The sequence below is a fragment of the Paraburkholderia sp. BCC1886 genome, assembly GCF_900996245.1.
In the GTDB taxonomy this organism is placed as follows: Bacteria; Pseudomonadota; Gammaproteobacteria; order Burkholderiales; family Burkholderiaceae; genus Paraburkholderia.
The window spans coordinates 370,468-392,701 of sequence record NZ_CAAJGK010000096.1; the positions used below are offsets into that span (position 1 = coordinate 370,468).

Here is a 22,234-nt window from a genome sequence, read left to right on the forward strand (position 1 = left end):
AGTGGCGAAGTCGTGCGCGCGTGTTTGCCGGCTAGCCGGCATGACCCGCTAAACTGTGCGCCTGAGCCGGATGGCAGGGTGCCGTGCCGGCCATTCTATCGATTCGTCGAAGCTTGTACTGGAAGAGATGTCCGATGACGCAGCCTCCTGATTCGCCGCACGGCCTGGCCGATACCGCCGGTCGATCCGCACAAACGCCGGCCGATATCCCGCACGACGCACCAGGCTCGGCGCGAGAAAGTGCCCTGAAACAAGGCATATTCCTGCATACCGGCTGGCGTAGCGCGGGCACCTGGGTGTGGTCGCGGCTGCGCGCACTCGACGCCGTGACGGCCTTTTACGAGCCGCTCAGCAACGTGCTCGCCGATCTCGGTCCCGACGATGTCGCCGCCAGCCGACCTACGCTGACCTCGGGACATCCGCCGCTAGGCAAGCCCTATTTCGACGAATACCGGCCGTTCCTGCAAACAGGCACGCGCGGTGTCGCCGGTTATGCGAGGCGTTTCGGCACCGACCGTTTCGGCAGCGCGCCGGATGCGACGTTCCCCGCGCTGCATGCATATCTGGACAATCTGTGCGAGCGCACGCGCGAGCGGGGCAGCCTGCCGGTCTTCAAGTTCTGTCGCTCGTCGGGACGGTTGCCGTGGTTCAGGCAGGCTTTTCCCGCCATCCTGCATGCGGGTGTGTTGCGCAATCCGGCCTCGCAATTCGCGTCGGGCTGGCTGCTCAATCAGCAGTGGAATAATCCGTTCTTCGTGGCCGCGCCGTTCCGTGTGCTGGGGCTGAACGTGTCGGAGCCGCTGGTGCGGCAAGCTGTCGACGCCTGTGGCGTGAGCCTGCCGCCGCCGGCACCGGGTTCCGAGGATGCCTACGCCCTGGCCTGCGAACACTACGCGCGCACAGCCGAAGTCAATAACGCGTATCGCGCGTTCGTCGCGTTGTGGATACTCGCGGCGTTGCGCATTGCGCAGGGCGTCGATCTGCTGATCGATATGGACCGGCTCGGGCAGTCGCGCGACTACGCCGCGGGGTTGCGCGGCGAATTCGAAACGCTCTGCGGCGTGTCGCCCGATTTCGGCAGCGCGCGCGATCTGGTCGAGGAGACGCGGCGCAGTGCCGCGCGCATGGTCGGAATCGATGGGCGGGCGATGCGCGCGGTTCACTCCGCGGCATTGAAGTTTCTCAAGGCGCAGCCGGGCGTGGACCCGGCGCTCGTCGAACGGGTGCGCGAGAAAATGGTGCTGGCCAACGAACTGACCGAGCTTTGGCGCTGAACCGCCTGCTTGCAAATTAAACGGGAAGGCGGTGACGAGGATGACCCCGTCACCGCTTCGCCGTTTTACTTCTTCGTCAAACCACCCACCAGTCCGCCGACCGCGCCGGTGACCGGCGCCAGCAAGCCGCCGGCGGTGCCCGAAAGGCCCGTCGTCGTCGTCGAAATGCCCGCGCTCGCGGTGACGCTGGCGGACGTCGTCGTGCTGCTGGAGGTCTGACCCGTCGCAGCCGACGTGACGCCGGCAAGCGTGCCCGTCACCGTGGAGACGACGCCTGTCAGCGGCGCAGTCAGCGCGTTGGAGCCCCCGGCGGTGCCGCTGAGTGCGCCCGTCACGCCGGAGGTCAGCGCGGCGACCGGGTTGGTCGCGGCCGTGCCGCCGGTCGCGCCGCTCAATCCGCCGGTGATGCTCGCGAGCGGATTGGCCGCGTTGCCGCCAGTCAGCAGCGCGCCAGTGGACGCCACGGTCTTGCCGGTATCGGAAACCAGCCCGCCGATGCTGCTCGTGACCGGATTCCCGCCGCTCGTTGCGATCAGGCCGCCGGTCTTGCCGAGGCCGCCGCCGACGGTCGTCAGCACGCCGTTCACCGGTGCACCGAGGCCCGTGGCCGTGCCGACCGTTTGCGTGGTCGACACCAGCGTGGATTCGATCGGCGTGATGGACGCGCTCGCCTGGCTGGTGATCTGCTGCACGGGACCCGTGCTGAGTGCGGTGCCGAGCGTCGTGCCGCCGTTCGTCAGGGCCTCTCCGAGCGCGTCGACCGCGCCGCCGACCGGCGTGGTGATAGTCGCGAGCGGCGCAAGCGGGCCGCTGCCGAGGCTGCCGACCAGCGTGCCCGTGCCGCTCACGGCTTTGCCGACATCGGCGACGACGCCGCCGGTGCTCGACACGGTCGTGCCGACGCCGTCGCTACCCGTGCCCAGTTGTCCGACACCCGAGGTCACGCCGGTGCCGAGCGTGGCGACGGCGGCGCCGACGTCCTGGACGATGCCGCCGGCCGCCTGCGTGGTCTGCGAATCGACGCCCGGTACCGTCTGCGAGCCGACGAGCGCGCCGACCGTGGACACGGTGTTGCCGGTGTCCGTCACCACGTTGCCGGTTTGTCCCACGGTCTGGCTGAGGGCGTTCGGCGTGGCGGTGCTGGTGGGCGTGCCGCCGCCGTCGGAGGTGGTCGTGGTTGGGGTGCCGCCGGAACTGCCCGAGCCGCCCGCGCTCGCGGTCGAACCGCTCGCGCCGCCGGAGGTGGCGAGCGTCCCGCCGCTGCTGCCGCTGCCGGTTCCGGTTTTGGTTCCTGAGCTCAGCGAGCCGGAGCCGCCACAGGCGCTCAGGGAAAGCATCGCGGCCACGGCAGCCGCGATCATGCCGGTACGAAACGTACCTTGCGTCGTTTGGATCTTCATGTTGCCCTCGGCTCTCATGTGTCGTTATAAAAGCGCTGATTTTTTCAGCACCTGAGCGGGTCAACGGCACGTGTAAGGGAAAATTAAGCCGGGTTTTCCCGTGGTTTTCTACTAATAAAGGTGGTGCCGGATCACGGCATGTTGCTTCGGAAAAGAATGCCGATCGCCGGAGATGACGGCATTTGTTCAATCACACGTATGATTGGTTGGGCTGCTCGCCGAGTCGGATTCGAGCGGTCCGCGGCCGTCGCGTGTAAGGAATTGGCCAGCACAGTTGCCGCAGGAAAAACAGGACAGCGCGGCGCGGTTTTGAGAAGCTGTATCGGGAAACCACGCCTGGCCGTCGCTACAGTGGCCAGGTCCCGCCGGCGCCGGGCCATGGGTGCCGCTCTCCGTCATGAACCCCGAGGTGTGAAAAATGAATGCTGTGAACGAGCAAGCTAAGCTGTCCGTGCCGCAATTAGGGCACTTCATCGACGGCCAACGGGTGGCGCCCGCCAGCGGCCGTTTCAAGGACGTGTTCAATCCGGCGACCGGTCGGGTGGGCGCTTCGGTTGCACTGGCATCGGTCGAAGAAGTCGATGCTGCGGTTCAGGCCGCCAACGCCGCCTTCGCCTCCTGGAGCGAAACCGCGCCGCTCAAGCGCGCACGCATCCTGTTCAAATTCAAGGAACTGCTGAACCAGCATCACGATGAACTCGCGCTGCTCATCACGCGCGAACACGGCAAGGTGTTCACCGACGCGCAAGGCGAAGTGGTGCGCGGCATCGAAGTCGTCGAGTTCGCGTGTGGCATTCCCAATCTGCTCAAAACCGATTTCACCGACCAGATCGGCGGCGGCATCGACAACTGGAATCTGCGCCAGCCGCTCGGCGTGGTGGCCGGCATCACGCCGTTCAATTTCCCGGTGATGGTGCCCATGTGGATGTTCCCGGTCGCGCTCGCGTGTGGCAACACGTTCGTGCTGAAGCCGTCGGAGCGCGACCCGTCCGCGTCGTTGCGCATTGCAGAGTTGCTCAAGGAAGCGGGCTTGCCCGACGGCGTGTTCAACGTCGTGAACGGCGACAAGGTCGCAGTGGATGCGCTGATCGATCATCCGGACGTGGCGGCGCTGTCGTTCGTCGGCTCCACGCCGATCGCCGAATACATTCATACCGAAGCGTCGCGGCGCGGCAAGCGCGTGCAGGCGCTCGGCGGCGCGAAGAATCATCTCGTGGTGATGCCGGACGCCGATCTCGACCAGGCGGTCGATGCGCTGATCGGCGCCGCATACGGTTCGGCCGGCGAGCGCTGCATGGCGATCTCGGTGGCGGTAGCCGTGGGCGATGTCGCCGATACGCTGATCGAACGGCTCGTGCCGCGCGTGAAATCGCTGATCATCAAGAACGGCGAGCAGCTCGACGCGGAAATGGGACCACTCGTGACCGCCGAGCATAAGGCCAAAGTGGCGGGCTACATCGCTTCCGGTGTCGAGGAGGGCGCCAAGCTGGTGGTCGATGGCCGCGAGCATCCGGTGGCGCAGGCTGACGGCTTTTTCATCGGCGGCACGCTGTTCGACCAGGTCGGCGCCGACATGAAAATCTACCGCGAAGAAATTTTCGGGCCGGTGCTGGCGGTGGTGCGGGTGCCGGATTTCGCGAGCGCGGTCGCATTGATCAACGCTCACGAGTTCGGCAACGGCGTCTCGCTGTTCACCTCCGACGGCGGCGTGGCGCGCGCGTTCGGGCGGCAGATCAAGGTGGGCATGGTCGGTATCAACGTCCCGATTCCGGTGCCGATGGCATGGCACTCGTTCGGCGGCTGGAAGCGCTCGCTATTCGGCGATCACCATGCGTACGGCGAAGAGGGCATCCGTTTCTATACGCGTTACAAGAGCATCATGCAGCGCTGGCCGGACAGCATCGCGAAGGGCGCCGAATTCACGATGCCGGTCGCAAAGTAGGTCTTCAGTCTCAGACGCCTGCCGAAGAATCTTCTTCGGCTTCGTTCAGCGCCGCTGCCTGAATTGCCGCGGCGGGGCTGACGTAAGGCGGCGCCTGACGCGGGTCGTCCATGCTGTAGCGCGGACGGCCCCGCTCCATATAAAAGCGTAATTGCCGGTGCCTGAACAGATAACGCAGGCCGACCAGCGCCGCGGCGACGCCCGCCGCCGCGCCTACGCCGAGTGCCCAGCGCGGACCGAAACGATCCGCAACCCAGCCCACCACCGGCGCGCCGAGCGGCGTGCCGCCCAGCGAAATCGCCAGCAGGATGGCGATGACGCGGCCGCGCATGGCGGGTTCGGTGGTGAGTTGCACGAGGCTGTTCGTCGACGTGGTGAAGGTTTGCGTCGAGATGCCGATGGCCACCAGCACGATGCCGAACAGCACGTAGTTCGGCATCAGCGCCGCCAGCGTGCAACCCAGACCGAAGCACAGCGCGGCGCCTAGCAGCAGCACCATGCGCGGTTTCGCGCGGCGCGCGGCCAGCAGCGCGCCGGTCACGGAGCCGATCGCCATGGTCGAACTCAGTACGCCGTATTGACCGGCGCCCGCGTGAAACGCGGTGACGGACATGGTCGAAATGAAGATCGGAAAATTCAGGCCGAAGGTGCCGATCAGGAACAGCATCGACAACGCGGCCTTCAGATCGGGCCGACGCCAGACGTATTTGAAGCCTTCCACGAAGCTGCCACGGGCGCGGACCGCGCGCGGTTTCAGGTGCAGTTCGCTCAGACGCAGCATGCGCAGCGAGCCGAGCACTGCGACGAAGGACAGTGCGTTGATGAGAAACACCCAGCCGGTGCCGACCGATGCGATCAACAGACCCGCGACGGCGGGGCCGATCATTCGTGCCGCGTTGAACGACGTGGAGTTCAATCCGACCGCATTCGACAGATCGGCTTCGCCGACCAGATCCGAGACGAAAGTCTGCCGCGCCGGCGAGTCGAATGCGGTCACGCAACCGAGCAGTCCCGCGAACAGATACACGTGCCACAGTCGCACGAGCCCGGTGACCGTGAGCAGACCCAGGCCGAGCGCAAGCGCGCCCATGGCCGCCTGCGTGACGAACAGCAGGCGGCGCCGGTCGAAGTGATCGGCCGCATAGCCGGTGAGCGGCAGCAATACCATCTGCGGACCGAATTGCAGCGACATGACGATACCGACCGCGGTGGCGTTGTGATGCGTCAACTCGGTGAGCACGAGCCAGTCCTGCGCCGTGCGCTGCATCCACGTACCGACGTTCGAGACGATCGCGCCGCTGGCCCAGACCCGGTAGTTGAAATTGCGCAGCGAACGGAACGTGCCGCCTTTCATTGAAGGTTTCCTGGTTGAGGGCGTGGCTGCAGACGCGAGGGCAGGCGCGATGGCATCCGCGGTTCGAGAAATCGCACGGCGGCGTGAAGGCGCGTCACTCGTCGACGAGGCGTTGCAGCAATTCGACGCCGACGGAAAGTTGCTGCTGTTCGCGCGCGGAAAAGCGCGTCTGCATGGCATGGAACAGCCAGTCTTCGCGTGCCGTCCGGTTTGCCTTGATTTTCTTGCGAAAGGCTGGGGTGACCGACAGCACGGTTTGCCGGCCGTCGTGCGGGTCGGGTGCACCGCTGACGAGCCCCGCTGCTTTCAGCACCGACAGCGTTTCGCCCATCGACTGCGGACGCATGCCCTGGACGCGCGCCAACGCGCTGACCGTGGCAGGTCCTTCGCGTTCCAGCAGAAGCAGCACCTGAACCTGCGATGGCGTGAAATCGCCAAGATGCGCTTCTTCGCGCAGCCTTCGACGCAGTTTGCCAAGCAGCACGCGCAGGTTTTCCGCCGTGGTGTGCAGCGCGGCGGGATCGACGGTGGAATGGGACTCTTTGGCGCGGGCCATGCGGTGGGATGACTGTCTCCGGAATCTGTGAAGGTTACCTTCATAGCTGGTCCCGGTCAAATCAGGCGGCGCGCCCATGAAAAACGCGGTGGGGGCGACCGGTTATGTTTCCGGTCACCCCCACCGCGCGATGCTGCCAGTTTCTGTAGCGCGCTTATTCGGCCGTTTCCAGCGTCGGGTAATCGACGTAACCGGTTTCGCCGCGAGCGTAGAACGTCGACGGATTCGGCTTGTTCAACGGTGCGCCGGTGGCGAAGCGCCGGACCAGATCGGGATTCGCGATGAACAGTTGACCCCATGCGACCGCATCCGCTTCGCCTGCGTCGAGCACCTGTTGCGCGGTCTCGAGCGTGAACTTCTCGTTGGCGATATACGGGCCGCCGAATGCCTGCTTCAGTTGCGGGCCGAGACGGTCGTCGCCGAGCGACTCGCGTGCGGCGATAAACGCAATCTTGCGCTTGCCGAGTTCGCGCGCCACATAGCCGAAGGTGGCGGCCGGATCGGAGTCGCCCATGGTGTGCGCATCGCGGCGCGGCGCCAGATGCACGCCGACGCGGTTCGCACCCCACACGTCGATACACGCGTCGGTGATCTCGAGCAGCAGGCGCGCGCGATTTTCGATCGGGCCGCCGTATGCGTCGGTGCGATGGTTGGTGCTGTCCTGCAGGAACTGGTCGAGCAGATAGCCGTTCGCGCCGTGAATTTCCACGCCGTCGAAACCGGCGGCCTTGGCGTTCACCGCGCCCTGGCGGAACGCGTCCACCACGCCGGCGATTTCATCGAGTTCGAGTGCGCGGGGCGTGACATAAGCCCGTTCCGGACGCACCAGGCTCACATGGCCTTGCGCGGGGATCGCGCTGGGCGCGACCGGCAATTCGCCGTTCAGGAACAGCGGGTCTGAAATGCGGCCCACGTGCCACAGTTGCAGGAAGATCTTGCCGCCTGCGTCGTGCACGGCTTTCGTCACGAGCTTCCAGCCTTCCACCTGTTCCTGCGACCAGATGCCGGGCGTTTCGGCGTAACCCACCCCTTGCGGCGTGACGGAGGTGGCTTCGCTGATGATGAGTCCGGCGCTCGCGCGTTCGGCGTAGTACTTCGCCATCAGCGCATTCGGTACGCGGATTTCTTCGGCGCGCTGGCGCGTGAGCGGCGCCATGATGATGCGGTTCGACAACGTGATATCGCCAATTTGCAGCGGATCGAAAAGCGTTGGCATGAGAGTTCACCTTTGGCGGGGCAGCGGGCCCGAGCCTCAATAAAATGCGGGATGAAAAAAGCGCAGCGATACGGAAGTGGCGCTCAAAGCCGGTTGTTCACATGCTCGAGAAACGCCTGAATGACCGGTTCGTTACGCTTGAAAAAGACCCATTGGCCCACGCGTTTCGAACTCACCAGGCCGGCCCGTTGCAAGGCCGCCAGATGCGCGGAAACGGTGGACTGCGACAGTCCGCAGAGTGCGTCGATCTTGCCTGCGCACACGCCGTGATCGAGCGGCAGTTCCTGATCGGCGAAATGCGCGGACGGCTCGCGCAGCCAGCCGAGAATTTCCCGGCGAACCGGGTTGGCCAGCGCTTTGTGAATGGCGTCGACGTCGAGCGTCGTGGGTTCGCGTTTCAAGTCGGTCACTTCAGGGTATCGGCGAGGAACAACCCCAGGCGGGTTCGCGCGCGGGTTCCATATCGCAACACGGCGAATCTTATATCGGATTTTGACGATATGTGAAAAGGCACTACTGGGGATGGGGCGATGGTCGAAAGCAGGCTTTGCCGAACCATCGCCACGCCCCGCATCCGGGAAATCCCCAGTCAGTTAATTCTTGTCTCACCGCATCCGCTCGGTTACGTTACGAAAATAGACATAGTTTCTATTATTCGGAGCGGACTAGCCGATCCGCGGAAACAGGAGGAGACAGGGATGAGCTTGAGATACCAGTTGCTGGGCCTGACATGGCTCCTGCAGTTCGTGAACTATCTCGACCGGGTGAGCATTTCCGTTGCCGGTCCGACGATGATGAAAGCGCTCCATTTCGACGCCGCGCAGTTCGGCGTCCTGCTTGCCGCGTTCGCGCTCGGCTATGCACTGATGCAACTGCCCGGCGGTTTTCTCGCGGACCGGTTCGGCACCAAGGCATTGCTGGTGATCGCGCCGGTGCTGTTCTCGGTGTTCACCGGCTTGACCGGCCTCGCCACGTCGATGGTCGTGCTGGTCGCAGTGCGCTTCTGCTTCGGTCTCGCGGAAGGCTCGTGCAATGCCGCGGTGTACAAGGCGGTGTCGGATAACTTCAGCGCCCGGGATGCCGCGAAAGCGCACTCGGTCTGGCTGTCCGCGCTCGCTATCGGCCCGGCGGTGGTGGCGCCCGTGGTCGCGGCTCTGCTGCTGCACAGCGACTGGCGCACGGTGTTTTACGTGTTCACGTTGCCGGGTGTGATCGTCGCGTTGCTCATTTACGTGACGATTCCCGGCCAGGCTATCGAAAGCAAGGAGCGCCGTCCGGACGCGGCGAGCCGTACCGAACAGTGGCGCCAGTTCGCGCGCCGCAAAAGCACCTGGCTGCTGTTCTTCGGCTACATGACTTTCAGCATCGGCTATTGGGGTTTTCTGGGCTGGATCCCGTCGTACCTCGCCAACCAGCGGCATATCGATTTGAAATCGCTGGGCGTGGCCGCTTCGGTGCCGTATGTGTTCGGCTTTCTCGGGATCGTGGTGTTCGGCTGGCTCGGCAGCGGAATGCTGCATCGCCGGCGGCCGGTGCTGGTCGCGGCCGGCTATATCGGCACGAGCGTTGCGCTTTATCTCGCGTATAGCGCGAGCGACATCGTTGCGTGTGTGATCGGTCTGTCGGCGGCGGCTTTTCTGCTGTATGGCTGTCTGTCGCCGTATGCGGGACTCGTTTCGCAACTGGCGCCTGCCGGCGCGCGTGGCGTATTCGCCGGGGTGATCAATACCGGTGGGCAGATCGGCGGCTTCGTCGCGCCGCTCGGCGTGGGCTTTCTCGTCAAGGCGAGCGGCTCGTATAACGACGGCTTTCTCTTCATGATCGCCGCGCTGGTAATCGGCGCGGGTTGTTTCGCCGCACTGCAGTTCCGCGTGAATCGTCCCGAAGTCGAAGCAGGCGACGCACCGGCCGTTCTGCAACAGAACGTTTGATGAGAGACGGCCGGTCAGGTGCGGCCGGTCAGGTGCGGCCGGCGGCGCGGCCGGCAAGGCGCGCGGCTTACACCCCGTCGAACGCCGCAAACGGCGGTTCGAACGGCGCGGTATCGCCGCCTAATGCCTTGGTGAGCGCCGCACCTGCTTCCATCACCTTCGGCAAATATTTGTCGAAGGCTTTGCGATCGAACCGGAAGCGCGGAATGCCGAGCGAAATCGCGCACACGAGATCCTGTCCATTACGAAACACCGGACATGCAATCGCCGCGCTCTCCGCGTCCAGTTCACCGAGCGAAACGCAATAGCCATGCTCGCGCACGCGGCTCAGATGCCCTTTCTTCGGCGTGCCGGAAAACGCGCGTAGCACGTGGCCGGCGGCGCCGTGTTCGAGCGTCAGCCGCTCGCCTTCACGCACGTGCGTGCGCACCGACCGCTGCCATTCGACGCGATACAGGCACACCCGCTCGTCTTCTTCGCGGACGTAGACCGCGGCGGTTTCGCCGGTTTCCTTGACGAGCGTGCGTAACACCGGCAACGCGTAGTCGCGCAGGCGGAACGAACTTTGATAAATCATGCCGAGGTGAAACAGCATCGGCCCGAGCATGTAGCGGCCGTCTTCGAGGCGCTTGAGATGACCGAAATGTTCGAGCGATTCGCACAGCCGCAGGACGGTGCTGTGATAAAGGCCGGTCGCATTCGTGAGATCGGTCAGCGTCATGCCGTCGATGCTGTCTTCGAACGCTTTGAGTATCGAGAGCGCGCGGTTGACCGCGGCTACGCCGGGTTCTTCAGTTGCCATTGATGTTTCCGGTTGTCGGCCCAGCGGCGGGGCGGGCGTGGCCCGCAAGGATGAACGATTTCACAGGCTCGCGCAACCGGCTCCGACGAATCGCTTCCGGTTGAAATAGACATCGTTTCTATTTTTCGCGATAATGGTTTCGAGCCAGCAGGAAGAGCACATGCCGGGCACCCGGAAACATGCGCAAGAGTAGTAAAGCAGCACCTAAGCCGCACCTGGGCCGCACGCAAAAGAGGATGGAGACATGCATCGCAAAAACTTCGACGCATCGCACACTGGACCGCTGCGCGGCGTGAAGGTCGTCGATCTCTCCAGGCTCGTCGCGGGCAACATGCTGACGCTGCAACTGGCGGATTTCGGCGCGGAGGTTATCAAGGTCGAGCCGCTCAAGGGCGACACGTTGCGAGCTTTTCGCACCGAGGGCGCCGAGGTGTTCTGGAAGGCCTACGCGCGCAACAAGAAAAGCGTGTGCCTCGACTTCCGTCACGAAACGGCCGCGAGCGTCATTGCGAGCCTCGCGCGCGATGCCGACGTGCTGGTCGAAAGCTTCAAGCCCGGCACGCTCGAAAAAATGGGCCTCGCGCCCGACTTGCTGCTCGCGGCTAATCCGAAGCTCGTCATCGTGCGCGTATCGGGTTGGGGACAAACCGGCCCGTACCGCTCGAAGCCCGGCTTCGGCACGCTGGTCGAAGGCTATTCGGGATTCGCGGCGATGAACGGCTTCGAAGACCGCGAGCCGGTGCTGCCGCCCATGTTTCTCGGCGACATGACGGCGGGGCTCTACGGCGCTCACGCGGCCATGGTTGCGCTGTGGGAAACGCGCATGAACGGCGGCAACGGTCAGGTCGTGGACCTCTCGCTGTTCGATCCGATGATTTCTTTACTCGGTCCGCAAGTGGCCAATTATCAACTTACCGGCCGCGTGAAGGCGCGCACCGGTAGCCGCTCCAGCACCACCGCGCCGCGCAACAGCTATCGCACCGCGGACGGGAAGTGGCTGTGCGTGTCGACCTCGACGCAGAGCATGGCCGAGCGACTGTTCGCCGCGATCGGCCGCGCCGGGATGAATACCGACCCGCGCTACGAAACCAACACGGCCCGCCTGCAACACGTCGATGAAGTGGACGGCATCGTCGGCGCGTTCATTGCGGCACGCACGCTCGCGGAGAACCTCGCATTCTTCGAGCATGCCCAGGTAACGGCCGGGCCCGTCTACGACGCCAGCGATCTGGTCGACGACCCGTACGTGAGCGAGCGCGAAAGCCTCGTCGAAATCGAGGACGAGGAACTCGGGCATGTCGCCGTGCATAACGTGGTCGCCCGTTTATCGGGGACGCCTGGCGGCTTCATTCGACCCGCGCCGAAGAAAGGCGAACATTCCCGCGAAATTCTTGCGCCGCTGCTGGGCGAGCGCATGTACGAAGAACTGCTCGGCTGCGGCGCCGTCGTCGATGCACGCAGCGCCTGAGGCGCCTACCTGAACCTCAACTCGCAAGGAGTTTTGCAATGAACCGCGTTGGACAACCCATCGACTCCCCCGCAGTATGGAAGGGCCCCGAGGTCGACTGGATGCGCGAAGGCCTGCACGTTCTCAGCGCGGCGGAAATCGCCGAGATCGACGCCGCGCTCGCGCATCTGCTTTCGCTGGGCGAGATCGATTTTCCGGACATCAGCCCGGAGACGTTTCCGCTCGATACGATGGGCCGGTTCATGCGCGAACTGCCGGCGTTCCTGCGCAATGGCCGCGGTTTCATGATGCTGCGCGGACTGCCGCGCGAGCGTTATTCCGACGACGACATGACGCGCATCTACTTCGGTCTGGGCTCGTATGTCAGCAAGCCGGTGACGCAGTCCTATCTCGGCGATGTGCTCGGCCACGTGGTCAACGTGAGCGATTACGAGCCGAAGTCGCGCGGCTATCGCAAAGGCGGCGGTCAGCTGATGCACACGGATTCGTGCGACATCATCGGGCTGATGTGTTTGCGCACCGCGATTTCGGGTGGCGAAAGCCGCATTTCCAGCGCGCTCGCCGTGCATAACGAAATGCTGCGCACGCGGCCCGATCTGCTCGAAGCGCTGCTCGAAGGGCTGTTCCTGAAACGTACCGACGAAGACGGCCGTCGCGCGACGCGCACGTTCAGCGAGCACAAGGTGCCGTTTTTCACGGACACGGCCGGCGAAGTGATCTGCTATCTGCCGACCGGTTATGCGCGGCTCGCCGAGAAGAGCGGACAGTGTCCGTTCAGCGAACGCGAATCCGAAGCGTTGTATACGGCGCGCAAGATCGCCGCGTCGCCGGAGTTCTATCTCGACATGGGCTTTCGCGACGGCGATATCCAGTTCCTCAATAACCGCGTGCTGGTGCATGGCCGCACCGACTACCAGGACGCCGAGCCGCTCGCCGAACGCCGTCATTTGTTGCGGCTCTGGCTCACGGTATCGGACTGGCCCGCGATGCCGGACTCGCAGGTGTTCCACAAGCCGGAAGACTTGCGGATGTGGGCGCAGTATCGCCGTCCGTTTGCGGAACTGCCGTCTACGCACGACCGCTTGCTGCTCGAATCGGGCGAAGTCGCGAAGATGGTGGATTGACACAGGCTGCTTCACGGAGACGCGCATGCTCACGCCCACGCCCACGCTTCGAAAAACGCTGGCTCAGAAGCTGATCGCGCAGGCGTGCGCGCGCACCGATGTCGCGGTGGGCGAGATCGTCACCTGTGACGTCGATCTCGCGATGTTCCACGATTCCAGCGGCCCACGGCGCTTGAAGCCGATGCTCGAACAGCTTCGCGCGCCGCTCTGGGATACGTCGAAAATCGTCCTCGTAATCGATCACTACGTGCCGGAGGCCGACGACGAATCGCGCCGGATCGTGCGCATCGCGCGTGACTGGGCGAAAGAACAGAGTCTGCCCAACGTGTACGACAGTGTTGGCATTTGCCACGTGGTGCTGCCCGAGCACGGCCATCTGCGTCCGGGCATGTTTTGCGTCGGCGGCGATTCGCATTCGCCGACCGGCGGCGCGTTCGGCGCCTATATGTTCGGTATCGGCAGCACGGAGATGCTGGGCGTCGCGGTGTCGGGCCAAATCTGGATCAAGGTGCCCGAGACGCTGCGCATGGAGTGGCGCGGGCGACTGGCCGCGGGTGTCACCGCGAAGGACATGATGCTGCACATGATCGGCCGCTTCGGCATGAATGGCGGCCGCTATCAGGCCGTCGAGTTTTGCGGCGAAGCGGTCGCGGCGCTGTCGATGCAGGAGCGCATGACGCTCTCGAACATGAGCGCGGAAATGGGCGCGCAGGCCGGTCTCATCGCGCCCGATAGCGTGACGCTCGATTACCTGCGCGAGGTAGGCGTGAGCGATGAAATCGATCTGGCGCGCTGGCAAGGCGACGCCGATGCGCCGGCGGAAACGCATCGCTTCGACGCCGCCACGCTCGCTCCGCAAATCGCCGCGCCGCACAGTCCTGCGAACACCCGCGACGTCGACGCGTTCGAGGATATCGCGGTGCAGGTCGCGTACATCGGTGCGTGCACGGGCGCGAAACTCGACGATCTCCGCGCGGCTGCCGCGGTGCTGAGAAACCGGCGCGTCGCGGCGGGCGTGCAACTCGTCGTCGCACCGGCTAGCGTGCGGGACCGCGAGGCCGCGCGAAGCGAAGGCGTGATGGCGATTCTCGAAGACGCCGGCGCCGAGTTTCTCGCGACGTCGTGCGGTGCGTGTTCGGGGTACGGCGGTCAGATACCGGAAAACAGCACGGTGATCTCCAGCACCGCGCGCAATTTCAAAGGACGAATGGGCGCGGAGACGGCGAAGGTTTATCTGGGCTCGCCGTATACGGTGGCGGCGTCCGCGCTGCGCGGGCGCATTACCGATCCCCGCAAGGTGCTGTCATGAGCACGAGCATGGCCGATCAGCCGGATTCGCAAACCCATCGCGCGTGGCGGGTCGGCGCGGACATCGACACCGACGCCCTGGCGCCGGGCGCGTGGATGAAATTCGGCATCGACGAGATCGCGCGGCATTGTCTGCAACGCCAGCGTCCGGAGTTCGCGGCGAACGTACAAGCCGGCGACGTCGTCGTGGCAGGGCCGAATTTCGGCATCGGTTCGTCGCGCGAACAGGCGCCGGCCGCGCTCGTGCATCTGGGTGTGCGGGTCGTCATCGCGCCGGCGTTCAGTGGTCTGTTCTTTCGCAACGCCTTCAATGTCGGCCTCGTGTTGCTGACGTGCGCCGAAGCGGCAACGATCGAAGAGGGCGAGCGCGTGGCGATCGACCCGTTGCAAGGGCGCATCGTGCGCGCCGGCGGCGAGGTGCTCGCCTGCGACCCGTTGCCCGCTTTTCTGTTGGAGATGGCCGCCGCGGGCGGTCTTTTCAATCAGCTCAAACAACGTTATGGAGTGACCGACACATGACTCAGCCAGCCAGACGACTCGGTTCAATGCTCGCCGAAGGCCCGGTGCTCGCGCCAGGCGTGTTCGATGCCTTCTCGGCGCTGCTCGCGGAGCAGGCCGGCTTCGATGCGCTGTATCTGTCCGGCGCGTCGATTGCGTACACGCGGCTCGGCCGTTCCGATGTCGGCCTCACCACGTTCACCGAGGTTACCGAAACGCTCGCGCGTATCACCGAGCGTGTCGCGCTGCCGGTGATCGTGGATGGCGACACGGGCTTCGGCAATGCGCTGAACGTGCAGCGCACCGTGCGCGGTTTCGAGCGGGCCGGCGCGGCGATGATCCAGCTCGAAGACCAGACCTTCCCCAAACGCTGCGGGCATCTCGACGGCAAGAGCGTCGTGCCGGTCGCCGAAATGTGCGGCAAATTGCGCGCCGCGCTCGATGCGCGGGTCGACCGCGACACGCTGATTCTCGCGCGCACGGACGCGCTAGCCGTCGAAGGACTGGACGCCGCGCTGGATCGCGCCGAGCAGTATCTGGAGGCGGGCGTCGACGCGCTGTTCGTCGAAGCGCTGCGTTCGCCCGAGCAGATGGACGCCGCCTGCGCGCGTTTCGGCTCGCGCGTGCCTTTGCTTGCGAACATGGTGGAGGGCGGCAAGACGCCCGTGCAGAGCGCCCAGGCGCTGGCGGCGCGCGGCTTTCGCATCGTGATCTTTCCGGGCGGCGCGGCGCGGGCGGTGGCGCGCGCTTTGGGCGGCTTCTATGGCAGTCTGCACGAACACGGCACGACCGCGCCGTGGCAGGACCGTATGGCGAGTTTCGATGAACTCAACGAGATAATCGGCACGCCGGAATTGATGAACGCGGCGCAGCGCTACGAGTAAGGCGGCAGTTTCCGTACGGCCCGCTACCTTTGGTGACACATGGCGACATGAATTCTTACACGCGTTGAAGCCGCGCTTAGGCAGACTCTCGAACTCTCAACAGGAGAGTTCGATGAAACGCCTTAGCCTTTTGTTCGCCGCCTTGCTGCTCGCCGCGCCGGTCTTCGCGCAAAGCACCATGCAGCAGAAACTGGAAGCGCGCTTTGCCGCCGCCGACGCCGATCACGACGGCAAGCTGACGCCGGCCGAGGCGCAAACCGGCATGCCGCGTCTTTACGCTCATTTCGACGAAATCGATACGGCTCACAAGGGGTACGTGACGCTCGCCGAGATCGAGCAATACCTCGTTCAGCACCAGCAATAACCGCGGCGCATCGCGATCATGTCGCACGTCGCCGCCGCATCCGCCGAAGCCCGCGCGGGCCGCATTATCGTGCTGGACGACGAGACCGAGATGCGCAACATGCTGCAACGCTTTCTGATCGCGCAGGGCTTCGAGGTGCGCGTGGCGAAAGACGGTTTGCAACTCGACGCCTGTCTCGAACGCCAGCCGTACGATCTGCTCGTACTCGACCTGATGATGCCCGGCGAAGACGGCCTCTCGGTCTGCCGGCGTTTGCGTGCCGCCGGCCGCACTCTGCCGATCCTGATGCTGACCGCGCGCGGCGATCCGGTAGACCGCGTGGTCGGACTCGAGATGGGCGCCGACGATTACATGGCCAAGCCATTTCTGCCGAGCGAACTGGTCGCGCGCATCCGCGCGATGTTGCGCCGGCAACAGGTCTTCGGCCGCCATCCGCCGATGTTTTCCGATCACGGGCAGGATGCCGGTTTGCAGGTGGCATTCGGCGCGTACCGGCTGCATGTGCGCCGCCAGGAACTGTTCCGGGAGGACCGGCCAGTCGATCTTGGCTCGGCCGAAATGCGCTTGCTGTGTGCGCTCGCCACCACGCCGAACCGTCCGGTGAGCCGGGCGAATCTGCTCGAACGCGCGCGTGGCCGCGACTATGAAGCGAATGTGCGCAGCGTGGACGTGCAGGTGCTGCGCCTGCGGCAGGCGCTCGAACTCGACGCGTCGTCGCCGCGTTTCATCCGCACGGTGTGGGGGCTCGGCTACATGCTCGTCGCGGAGATCGAAGGATGAGGCTCGCGCGGCCGCGTTCGCTGTTGTGGCGCAACGTCCTGCTGCTCATCGTATTGACGCTCGCCAGTCAGACGGCGGTCATCGCCGTCTATCTCACGTTTATCCAGAAGCCGAGAATCGACGACGCCGCGGCGCTCGTCGCGTCGCAGATCATCGCGGTGAACCGCCTGCTCGCCGCACTGCCCGAGCCCGCGCGGGACAGCGAACTGCTCGAAATCAACGGTGCGCCGCAAGATGCGCTCGCGCTTCCGCCGGCCGGCGATCTGGACCGGCTGACCATCCGCTTCATGATGCAGACCTTCCTCGAAAGTCTGGCCTCGCAACTGCCGTCCGGCGCGCAGGTGCGCTGGGACCGCAGCGGCGAACATCGCGTCTGGGTGCGGCTCGACGTGGCCGGCAAGCACTATTGGGTGAAGTTGCATGCGGCGTCGGCGGTCGGCCACATCCTGCCGTGGAGTGTGATTTTCATCCTGCTCACGATTGCGACTTTTCCGGTGCTCGGCGGGTATCTGATCCAGCGTCCCGTCGAAGGTGCGCTACGGCGGCTGGCGCGCGCCGCCTCGACGATCGAGCGTGGCCAATGGCCGCAGGCGGTGCCGGTGACCGGATCGCGCGAACTCGCCACGGTCGCCGAAGCGTTCAACCGGATGGTCGCCGTGCTCGCCGATCTCGACGCGACGCGAACCGAAATGCTCGCCGGTATTTCCCACGATATCCGCACGCCGCTCACCAAGCTGCGCATGGCGATCGCCGCGCCGGAAGCATTCGATGCGCCGCTCGCGAGCGCCGAGCGATTCATCGGCGAGATCGATGTGGTGGTGCAGCAGTTCATCGACTTCGCGCGCGGCTGGGAAAGCGAGCCGAGCGTGCCGGGCGATCTGAACGATCTGATCGAGCAACTGGCCGGTGGTTATGCTGCGTTGGGTCATCCGTTCGAACTGGTTTTGCAGCCGTTGCCGCGCGTGTCGTTTCGCCGCGTCAGCGTGCAGCGGATGATGATGAACCTGATGCAGAACGCCGTGGTCTACGGCGGCGAAGGCCTCGTCGTGCGGACGACGAGCGGCTCGGGTTTCGTCGCGTTGACGGTCGAGGACCGTGGGCCCGGCGTACCGGACGCCACGCTCCCGTTGATCACGCAACCGTTCCGGCGCGGCGCGCAGGCGGAGGCGAAGAGCGGCACCGGTCTGGGCCTCGCGATTGCCGAGCGGATCGCGCGGCAGCATGGCGGCTATCTGCAACTTGCGCATAACCAGCCGCGTGGACTGTCCGTCACCGTGCGTTTGCGTTGCGAATGATCGGGAAGACCGGCGCCTCCCGACATGGCGGATCGCCAGTCCACACTCAATACGGTACGTAGTAGTACGGGGCCGGTGCGTAGATCACCGCTGGCGCTTGCATCATCACGGGCATCGGCGGCGGCGCGATGGTATCGCCATGCGCGGTCATGCACTGGGCGTACGCATTGTCGAATTGCTGTTGCAGCGAGCCTTCGGTCTGGTTCTGGCGGTTGAGGCCGGCGGCGCTGCCGAGCAACAGGCCCGCACCGGCGCCGATCTCCGCGCCCATTGCCGCATTGCCGGCGCCCGCGCCGATCAGTGCGCCCGCCGCCGCGCCGCCGAGTGTGCCCAGCACGGGGGCGGCTGCCGCGCCATTCGCGCCTGGCTTCGATTGAACCATCGGATCGACGATGCCGGACGCGTACGTGCGGCAACCGTAGTCGTCCTGCTGGAATTCATTCAGGCTCTTTCCTTTGGCGGGAAGGGCCATCAAGGTAGGCGCGCTCGGCGGCGTGAGCGCGCAACCCGCCAATACCGCGGTGAACGCGGTGACCGAGGTGAGGGCCGTGGCGGCGAGTATGCGTTGGGTCCTGACGAGATTCATAGCGTGTGCAATCCAGAAACGTCCACAAAAAAACGGGGGAAATCAACGAACGACGACGACCCCCCGCGCGCCGCCCCAATAGCCGGCTCGCACCGACACGCCGATAGCGGGCGGAGCAACGTAGACGGGCGCGGCCACGACCGGCGCGGCCACGATGACGGGTGCTGCAACCACGGCGGGCGCGGCGACGACGACCGGTGCGGGCGCCACGTACACCGGGACGGCAGGCGCGGCGATGACGGGCGGCGGCAGACTGATGCCGATGGCGACGCTTCCCGCGAAAGCGGCCGGCGTCACGACGGCGAACAGCAAACCGCTTGCAACGGTGAGAAGAGATCGAAGAGATCGGGATGTCATGACTTGTCCTTTGACGGGTTGACTGACGATGCCGGCATGGTCGCGTAACACGGCCATCGCGCGATGGATGGGTTCAGGACCAGTGAGCGGCGACCCACACGTTGCCCGAGCGATGCGCGGGAACCCACACGCGTCGCGGTGCGACGACGACTGCAGGCGCGACGCGCACGACTGCAGCGGGCGCGGCGACGACCACGCGCGGGGTGGCGACCACGGCTACCGGAGCGACTGCGACCACCGGCGCCGGCGCGACCGCGACAACCGGTGCGGGGGCAACGACGACGGCAGGTGCCGCAGCGACCACCACCGGCGGCCGCGCGACTACACCCACCGTCGCGACCGGCGCGCGGCCCGCGACCACCACGCCGCCGCTCGACACGCTGTGGCCATACGGGCCGCTCGTCGTGCCGCTGGTCACCACGGTGTGCGGTCCGACGCGCGTCGCGGTGCTGCTGCGCTGCACGGTATTGCCCTGCGGCCCGGTGACGCTGCCGCTATGCGAGCACGTCCCCGCGTCGCAACTCGTGTTGCCGCTGTGCGTATAGGTGCGGCCGTTGGGACCGGTCGCGGTGCCGGAATTGGAGAACTGTCCGGTTCCCGTTCGGGTGACGGTGCCGGTGTTCGTCGCGACGCCGCCGTAACGACCGACCGCCGCGCCGCCGTGCGAGCACGAGCCTCCCCCGCAGGACGACCAGGCCAATGCCGGCAAACTGGCCGTCAGGAGGAAGGCGACCGAGGTCGTTGCAATCAAAGCCTTTTTCATGGGGACTCGCGTTGGTGAAGTGAAGGTGAGTAGGTGACCACCCGAAGCGGATCGAGCGCCGTGCAGCGCGGCTTATCGTGCCCGCAGGTGCGCTTCGCCATTCGGCACGAAGATGTAGCCGCATCCACGGACGGTTTGAATGAAGCGCGGCACGGTGGGGTCGGTTTCGACGAGGCGCCGCAGCCGGTAGATCCGCACGTCGATGCCGCGGTCGCTGACCTCGGACTCGGCGCCGTGCAGCGAGGTAAGCAGACGCTCGCGGCTCAGCGTGCGCATCGGCGCATTGACGAACACCTTGAGCAGCGCGAACTCGCCGTGCGAGAGCGGGAAGCTCGCATCGTCGCGGTTCAGCGTTCGCGCCTTCAGATCCAGCGTGAAGTGACCGAAGCGGTAAACCGGTTGATGCTCCGCGCCCCCCGTCGCGGGATTGCGTTGCCGCCGCAGCACCGCGTGAATCCTTGCGAGCAGTTCGCGGGGATTGAAGGGCTTGGGGAGATAGTCGTCGGCGCCGAGTTGCAGACCGAGAATGCAGTCCGTCGCATCCGCACGCGCCGTGAGGATGAGCACCGGAATATCGTGGTCCGTCGCGCGCAGTCGACGCAGCGTCTCGATGCCGGTCATGCCCGGCATCATCAGATCGAGCACGATCAGATCGGGACGCTGGCGCGTCACCTTGCGCATCAGCGAGCGGCCGTCTTCGAACACGCAGACGTCGTAGCCATGCGTGCTGAGATAACGGCGCAACATCTCGCGAATATCTTCGTCGTCGTCCACGACGTAAAGCTGAGTAGACATTGAATCGGGCTGGGTACGAAGGGTGAATGAGCGGCGAACGTGCGAGCGCCGCGAGTGACGACAAATCTAAGCGAGATGTCGCGCGGCAGGTGTTATCGAATGATGTCAGGCGATGTCGCGCCGGCCTGGGGACAGGCGGGCGGAGAGAGGACGCGTCGAGCGAGGTCGACGCGTTGAAGGGAACGACTACGAAGCGGGCTGGCTAACGACGCTGGAAGGTTGCGACGGAGTGATGCGCGTCACCTTCGCGCGTTGACTTGGTCCGTCAAACCAGCGCCGCGATGCGTGCGCCGAGCCAGTCGCGCAGGTCGGCGACCTCTTCGCCGCACACCGAATGCGCCATCGGATAAGCGTGCCATTCGACCCGGCTGCCGTGCGAGACGGTAAAGTCGCGCGCGGCTTCGCCGAGCGGCAGCGGCAGAATCGGATCGTGGTCGCCATGCGCGGCGAAAATCGGCGTGTTGCGATTGGCTTGCGTCGACTGACGCCCGATCAGCGATGTCGAAGGAATGTAGCCCGACATGACGATCAGTCCGGCCAGCGCTTCCGGATGCGTGAGTCCCGCCGAATACGTCATCGCCGCGCCCTGCGAAAATCCCGCGAGAAAAATCTTCGAAGTCGGAATGCCACGCGCGTTTTGCGCGGCGATCAGTTCGCGCACGGTCGCGCACGATTCTTCGATGCCGGCTTCGTCGATCCGCTGATCGATCGATTCGAACGAGCGGATGTCGTACCACGCGCGCATCACGTAACCATTGTTGCCGGTGACCGCGCGATGCGGCGCGTTCGGGAAGATGAAACGCACGGGTGCGCCGGCAAGGCCCAACTCGGGGACGAGCGGCACGAAGTCGTTGGCGTCGGCCCCGAGACCGTGCATGAGGATGACGGCGATCCGTGGATCGGGCGCGGTGTCGATTTCGACGGGCGGTGACGTGTCGTTCATGGGGTGCGGGTCCTGGCGGGAATTCGTCGGTGGAGTCGGGGCGTTGCCGTTGGCGTTGACGTTGTCGGAGCGCTCAGATGATCGGGATCAGGATGAGCACGATACCGGCCATGGAAATGAGCCAGACGAGCGAGCGCAAATAGGGCACCCCGGCGGCGTACAGCGGCACGTACACGACGCGCGCGACCAGATAGAGCCACGCGCCCCACACCGTCAGCGCGTTGTCGCGGCCGGCCACGTGCGCGATCAGGACCGCGGCGGCGAACACCGGCAGTGTTTCGAAGAGGTTGCTTTGCGCGCGGCGCATCCGGCCGGTCAGTTTGCCGACCGGCGGGCCGGCTTCGTCACGCGGCCCGGCGTTGTAGCCCATACCGGTCTCGCGATTGCGAAGCAGCGCCGGCAGCATGACCTGGATGAGCGCGAGGACGAGCGTCCAGGCGAGAAGTGTCAGTTCGATGGTCAAGATGTCTCCGAAGACGTAGATCGGGCCTGGTGCGCGGCATCTGCGCGGCGCGCGGGTTGGCCGACGATTCTATCGCAATGGATTCGTCGCGCCGATGGGTTAAACGGGATTGCGCGCCGTCAGGCCAATGA

At 65.2% G+C, this 22,234-nt stretch carries 23 protein-coding genes; 11 read left to right on the top strand and 12 right to left on the bottom strand.

What is annotated here, in order from left to right:
* The first annotated feature begins 134 nt into the window (after window positions 1-134).
* The gene (locus FQ746_RS30160) at window positions 135-1,274 is read left to right on the top strand and encodes a hypothetical protein (protein WP_260854216.1); all 1,140 of its coding nucleotides are present in this window, start codon (window positions 135-137) and stop codon (window positions 1,272-1,274) included.
* A gap of 65 nt (window positions 1,275-1,339) precedes the next feature.
* On the opposite strand, the gene FQ746_RS30165 is transcribed toward FQ746_RS30160, so the two are convergent.
* Window positions 1,340-2,674, bottom strand: coding sequence for a collagen-like triple helix repeat-containing protein (locus tag FQ746_RS30165; protein WP_144113441.1), 1,335 nt, complete (start codon window positions 2,672-2,674; stop codon window positions 1,340-1,342).
* A gap of 418 nt (window positions 2,675-3,092) precedes the next feature.
* On the opposite strand from FQ746_RS30165, the gene FQ746_RS30170 reads away from it, so the two are divergent.
* A complete protein-coding gene (locus FQ746_RS30170) occupies window positions 3,093-4,616 on the top strand; it encodes a CoA-acylating methylmalonate-semialdehyde dehydrogenase (RefSeq protein WP_144113442.1) in 1,524 nt (507 codons plus the stop codon).
* A gap of 10 nt (window positions 4,617-4,626) precedes the next feature.
* On the opposite strand, the gene FQ746_RS30175 is transcribed toward FQ746_RS30170, so the two are convergent.
* The 4 genes from FQ746_RS30175 to FQ746_RS30190 all read right to left on the bottom strand — a co-directional run bounded on the left by FQ746_RS30175 (window position 4,627) and on the right by FQ746_RS30190 (window position 8,143).
* Entirely contained in the window at window positions 4,627-5,970 is a 1,344-nt protein-coding gene (locus FQ746_RS30175; RefSeq protein WP_144113443.1) for an MFS transporter, read from the bottom strand.
* A 94-nt stretch (window positions 5,971-6,064) separates the two neighbouring features.
* Window positions 6,065-6,526 (bottom strand): MarR family winged helix-turn-helix transcriptional regulator, encoded by a 462-nt coding sequence (locus FQ746_RS30180; RefSeq protein WP_144113509.1) that lies wholly within the window; start codon window positions 6,524-6,526, stop codon window positions 6,065-6,067.
* 154 nt (window positions 6,527-6,680) lie between these two features.
* Window positions 6,681-7,742: an alkene reductase gene (locus tag FQ746_RS30185; RefSeq protein ID WP_144113444.1), complete on the bottom strand. Its 1,062-nt coding sequence runs from the start codon at window positions 7,740-7,742 to the stop codon at window positions 6,681-6,683.
* Window positions 7,743-7,825: 83 nt separating this feature from the next.
* Complete coding sequence (locus FQ746_RS30190; RefSeq protein WP_144113445.1) at window positions 7,826-8,143, bottom strand: ArsR/SmtB family transcription factor; 318 nt, start codon at window positions 8,141-8,143, stop codon at window positions 7,826-7,828.
* Window positions 8,144-8,440: 297 nt separating this feature from the next.
* Here FQ746_RS30190 and FQ746_RS30195 point away from each other — a divergent pair, with 297 nt between their 5' ends.
* Window positions 8,441-9,673 carry an MFS transporter gene (locus FQ746_RS30195; RefSeq protein ID WP_186310875.1) on the top strand — a complete coding sequence of 411 codons (1,233 nt, stop codon included), beginning with the start codon at window positions 8,441-8,443 and terminating at the stop codon, window positions 9,671-9,673.
* A 67-nt stretch (window positions 9,674-9,740) separates the two neighbouring features.
* Here the strand turns inward: FQ746_RS30195 and FQ746_RS30200 are convergent, their stop codons facing one another.
* Complete coding sequence (locus tag FQ746_RS30200; RefSeq protein WP_144113447.1) at window positions 9,741-10,475, bottom strand: IclR family transcriptional regulator; 735 nt, start codon at window positions 10,473-10,475, stop codon at window positions 9,741-9,743.
* A 244-nt stretch (window positions 10,476-10,719) separates the two neighbouring features.
* On the opposite strand from FQ746_RS30200, the gene FQ746_RS30205 reads away from it, so the two are divergent.
* From FQ746_RS30205 to FQ746_RS30240, 8 genes are all read left to right on the top strand, one after another.
* Window positions 10,720-11,943 (top strand): CoA transferase, encoded by a 1,224-nt coding sequence (locus FQ746_RS30205; protein WP_144113448.1) that lies wholly within the window; start codon window positions 10,720-10,722, stop codon window positions 11,941-11,943.
* Window positions 11,944-11,981: 38 nt separating this feature from the next.
* Window positions 11,982-13,067, top strand: a complete 1,086-nt coding sequence (locus tag FQ746_RS30210; RefSeq protein WP_144113449.1) for a TauD/TfdA family dioxygenase — start codon at window positions 11,982-11,984, stop codon at window positions 13,065-13,067.
* Window positions 13,068-13,092: 25 nt separating this feature from the next.
* Window positions 13,093-14,376 (top strand): 3-isopropylmalate dehydratase large subunit, encoded by a 1,284-nt coding sequence (locus FQ746_RS30215; RefSeq protein WP_144113450.1) that lies wholly within the window; start codon window positions 13,093-13,095, stop codon window positions 14,374-14,376.
* A complete protein-coding gene (locus FQ746_RS30220; protein ID WP_260854217.1) occupies window positions 14,373-14,894 on the top strand; it encodes a 3-isopropylmalate dehydratase in 522 nt (173 codons plus the stop codon). The genes FQ746_RS30215 and FQ746_RS30220 overlap by 4 nt, the downstream gene beginning before the upstream one ends.
* Window positions 14,891-15,757 (top strand): oxaloacetate decarboxylase, encoded by an 867-nt coding sequence (locus FQ746_RS30225; RefSeq protein ID WP_186310876.1) that lies wholly within the window; start codon window positions 14,891-14,893, stop codon window positions 15,755-15,757. The genes FQ746_RS30220 and FQ746_RS30225 overlap by 4 nt, the downstream gene beginning before the upstream one ends.
* A gap of 112 nt (window positions 15,758-15,869) precedes the next feature.
* Window positions 15,870-16,121, top strand: a complete 252-nt coding sequence (locus FQ746_RS30230; RefSeq protein ID WP_144113451.1) for an EF-hand domain-containing protein — start codon at window positions 15,870-15,872, stop codon at window positions 16,119-16,121.
* 18 nt (window positions 16,122-16,139) lie between these two features.
* Window positions 16,140-16,901, top strand: a complete 762-nt coding sequence (locus tag FQ746_RS30235) for a response regulator (protein ID WP_144113452.1) — start codon at window positions 16,140-16,142, stop codon at window positions 16,899-16,901.
* On the top strand, window positions 16,898-18,196 hold the full coding sequence (locus FQ746_RS30240; RefSeq protein ID WP_144113453.1) for an ATP-binding protein: 1,299 nt from the start codon (window positions 16,898-16,900) through the stop codon (window positions 18,194-18,196). The genes FQ746_RS30235 and FQ746_RS30240 overlap by 4 nt, the downstream gene beginning before the upstream one ends.
* A gap of 46 nt (window positions 18,197-18,242) precedes the next feature.
* Here FQ746_RS30240 and FQ746_RS30245 read toward each other — a convergent pair whose 3' ends face one another.
* The 6 genes from FQ746_RS30245 to FQ746_RS30270 form a co-directional block, all read right to left on the bottom strand.
* Window positions 18,243-18,782 carry a glycine zipper family protein gene (locus FQ746_RS30245; RefSeq protein ID WP_260854218.1) on the bottom strand — a complete coding sequence of 180 codons (540 nt, stop codon included), beginning with the start codon at window positions 18,780-18,782 and terminating at the stop codon, window positions 18,243-18,245.
* 42 nt (window positions 18,783-18,824) lie between these two features.
* Window positions 18,825-19,139: a hypothetical protein gene (locus FQ746_RS30250; RefSeq protein WP_144113454.1), complete on the bottom strand. Its 315-nt coding sequence runs from the start codon at window positions 19,137-19,139 to the stop codon at window positions 18,825-18,827.
* Window positions 19,140-19,212: 73 nt separating this feature from the next.
* Complete coding sequence (locus FQ746_RS30255) at window positions 19,213-19,902, bottom strand: hypothetical protein (RefSeq protein ID WP_144113455.1); 690 nt, start codon at window positions 19,900-19,902, stop codon at window positions 19,213-19,215.
* A 72-nt stretch (window positions 19,903-19,974) separates the two neighbouring features.
* Entirely contained in the window at window positions 19,975-20,697 is a 723-nt protein-coding gene (locus tag FQ746_RS30260; RefSeq protein WP_144113456.1) for a response regulator, read from the bottom strand.
* A gap of 265 nt (window positions 20,698-20,962) precedes the next feature.
* On the bottom strand, window positions 20,963-21,640 hold the full coding sequence (locus FQ746_RS30265; RefSeq protein ID WP_144113457.1) for an alpha/beta hydrolase: 678 nt from the start codon (window positions 21,638-21,640) through the stop codon (window positions 20,963-20,965).
* Between the two features lie 73 nt (window positions 21,641-21,713).
* Window positions 21,714-22,103 carry an MAPEG family protein gene (locus FQ746_RS30270; RefSeq protein WP_144113458.1) on the bottom strand — a complete coding sequence of 130 codons (390 nt, stop codon included), beginning with the start codon at window positions 22,101-22,103 and terminating at the stop codon, window positions 21,714-21,716.
* Window positions 22,104-22,234: the final 131 nt, after the last annotated feature.

Excerpts from the sequence above, each read along its gene's own strand:
- FQ746_RS30160 (WP_260854216.1), top strand. The coding sequence starts at position 135 with ATGACGCAGCCTCCTGATTCGCCGCACGGCCTGGCCGATACCGCCGGT.
- FQ746_RS30165 (WP_144113441.1), bottom strand. The coding sequence starts at position 2,674 with ATGAAGATCCAAACGACGCAAGGTACGTTTCGTACCGGCATGATCGCG.
- FQ746_RS30170 (WP_144113442.1), top strand. The coding sequence starts at position 3,093 with ATGAATGCTGTGAACGAGCAAGCTAAGCTGTCCGTGCCGCAATTAGGG.
- FQ746_RS30175 (WP_144113443.1), bottom strand. The coding sequence starts at position 5,970 with ATGAAAGGCGGCACGTTCCGTTCGCTGCGCAATTTCAACTACCGGGTC.
- FQ746_RS30180 (WP_144113509.1), bottom strand. The coding sequence starts at position 6,526 with ATGGCCCGCGCCAAAGAGTCCCATTCCACCGTCGATCCCGCCGCGCTG.
- FQ746_RS30185 (WP_144113444.1), bottom strand. The coding sequence starts at position 7,742 with ATGCCAACGCTTTTCGATCCGCTGCAAATTGGCGATATCACGTTGTCG.
- FQ746_RS30195 (WP_186310875.1), top strand. The coding sequence starts at position 8,441 with ATGAGCTTGAGATACCAGTTGCTGGGCCTGACATGGCTCCTGCAGTTC.
- FQ746_RS30200 (WP_144113447.1), bottom strand. The coding sequence starts at position 10,475 with ATGGCAACTGAAGAACCCGGCGTAGCCGCGGTCAACCGCGCGCTCTCG.
- FQ746_RS30205 (WP_144113448.1), top strand. The coding sequence starts at position 10,720 with ATGCATCGCAAAAACTTCGACGCATCGCACACTGGACCGCTGCGCGGC.
- FQ746_RS30210 (WP_144113449.1), top strand. The coding sequence starts at position 11,982 with ATGAACCGCGTTGGACAACCCATCGACTCCCCCGCAGTATGGAAGGGC.
- FQ746_RS30215 (WP_144113450.1), top strand. The coding sequence starts at position 13,093 with ATGCTCACGCCCACGCCCACGCTTCGAAAAACGCTGGCTCAGAAGCTG.
- FQ746_RS30220 (WP_260854217.1), top strand. The coding sequence starts at position 14,373 with ATGAGCACGAGCATGGCCGATCAGCCGGATTCGCAAACCCATCGCGCG.
- FQ746_RS30225 (WP_186310876.1), top strand. The coding sequence starts at position 14,891 with ATGACTCAGCCAGCCAGACGACTCGGTTCAATGCTCGCCGAAGGCCCG.
- FQ746_RS30230 (WP_144113451.1), top strand. The coding sequence starts at position 15,870 with ATGAAACGCCTTAGCCTTTTGTTCGCCGCCTTGCTGCTCGCCGCGCCG.
- FQ746_RS30235 (WP_144113452.1), top strand. The coding sequence starts at position 16,140 with ATGTCGCACGTCGCCGCCGCATCCGCCGAAGCCCGCGCGGGCCGCATT.
- FQ746_RS30240 (WP_144113453.1), top strand. The coding sequence starts at position 16,898 with ATGAGGCTCGCGCGGCCGCGTTCGCTGTTGTGGCGCAACGTCCTGCTG.
- FQ746_RS30245 (WP_260854218.1), bottom strand. The coding sequence starts at position 18,782 with ATGAATCTCGTCAGGACCCAACGCATACTCGCCGCCACGGCCCTCACC.
- FQ746_RS30250 (WP_144113454.1), bottom strand. The coding sequence starts at position 19,139 with ATGACATCCCGATCTCTTCGATCTCTTCTCACCGTTGCAAGCGGTTTG.
- FQ746_RS30255 (WP_144113455.1), bottom strand. The coding sequence starts at position 19,902 with ATGAAAAAGGCTTTGATTGCAACGACCTCGGTCGCCTTCCTCCTGACG.
- FQ746_RS30260 (WP_144113456.1), bottom strand. The coding sequence starts at position 20,697 with ATGTCTACTCAGCTTTACGTCGTGGACGACGACGAAGATATTCGCGAG.
- FQ746_RS30265 (WP_144113457.1), bottom strand. The coding sequence starts at position 21,640 with ATGAACGACACGTCACCGCCCGTCGAAATCGACACCGCGCCCGATCCA.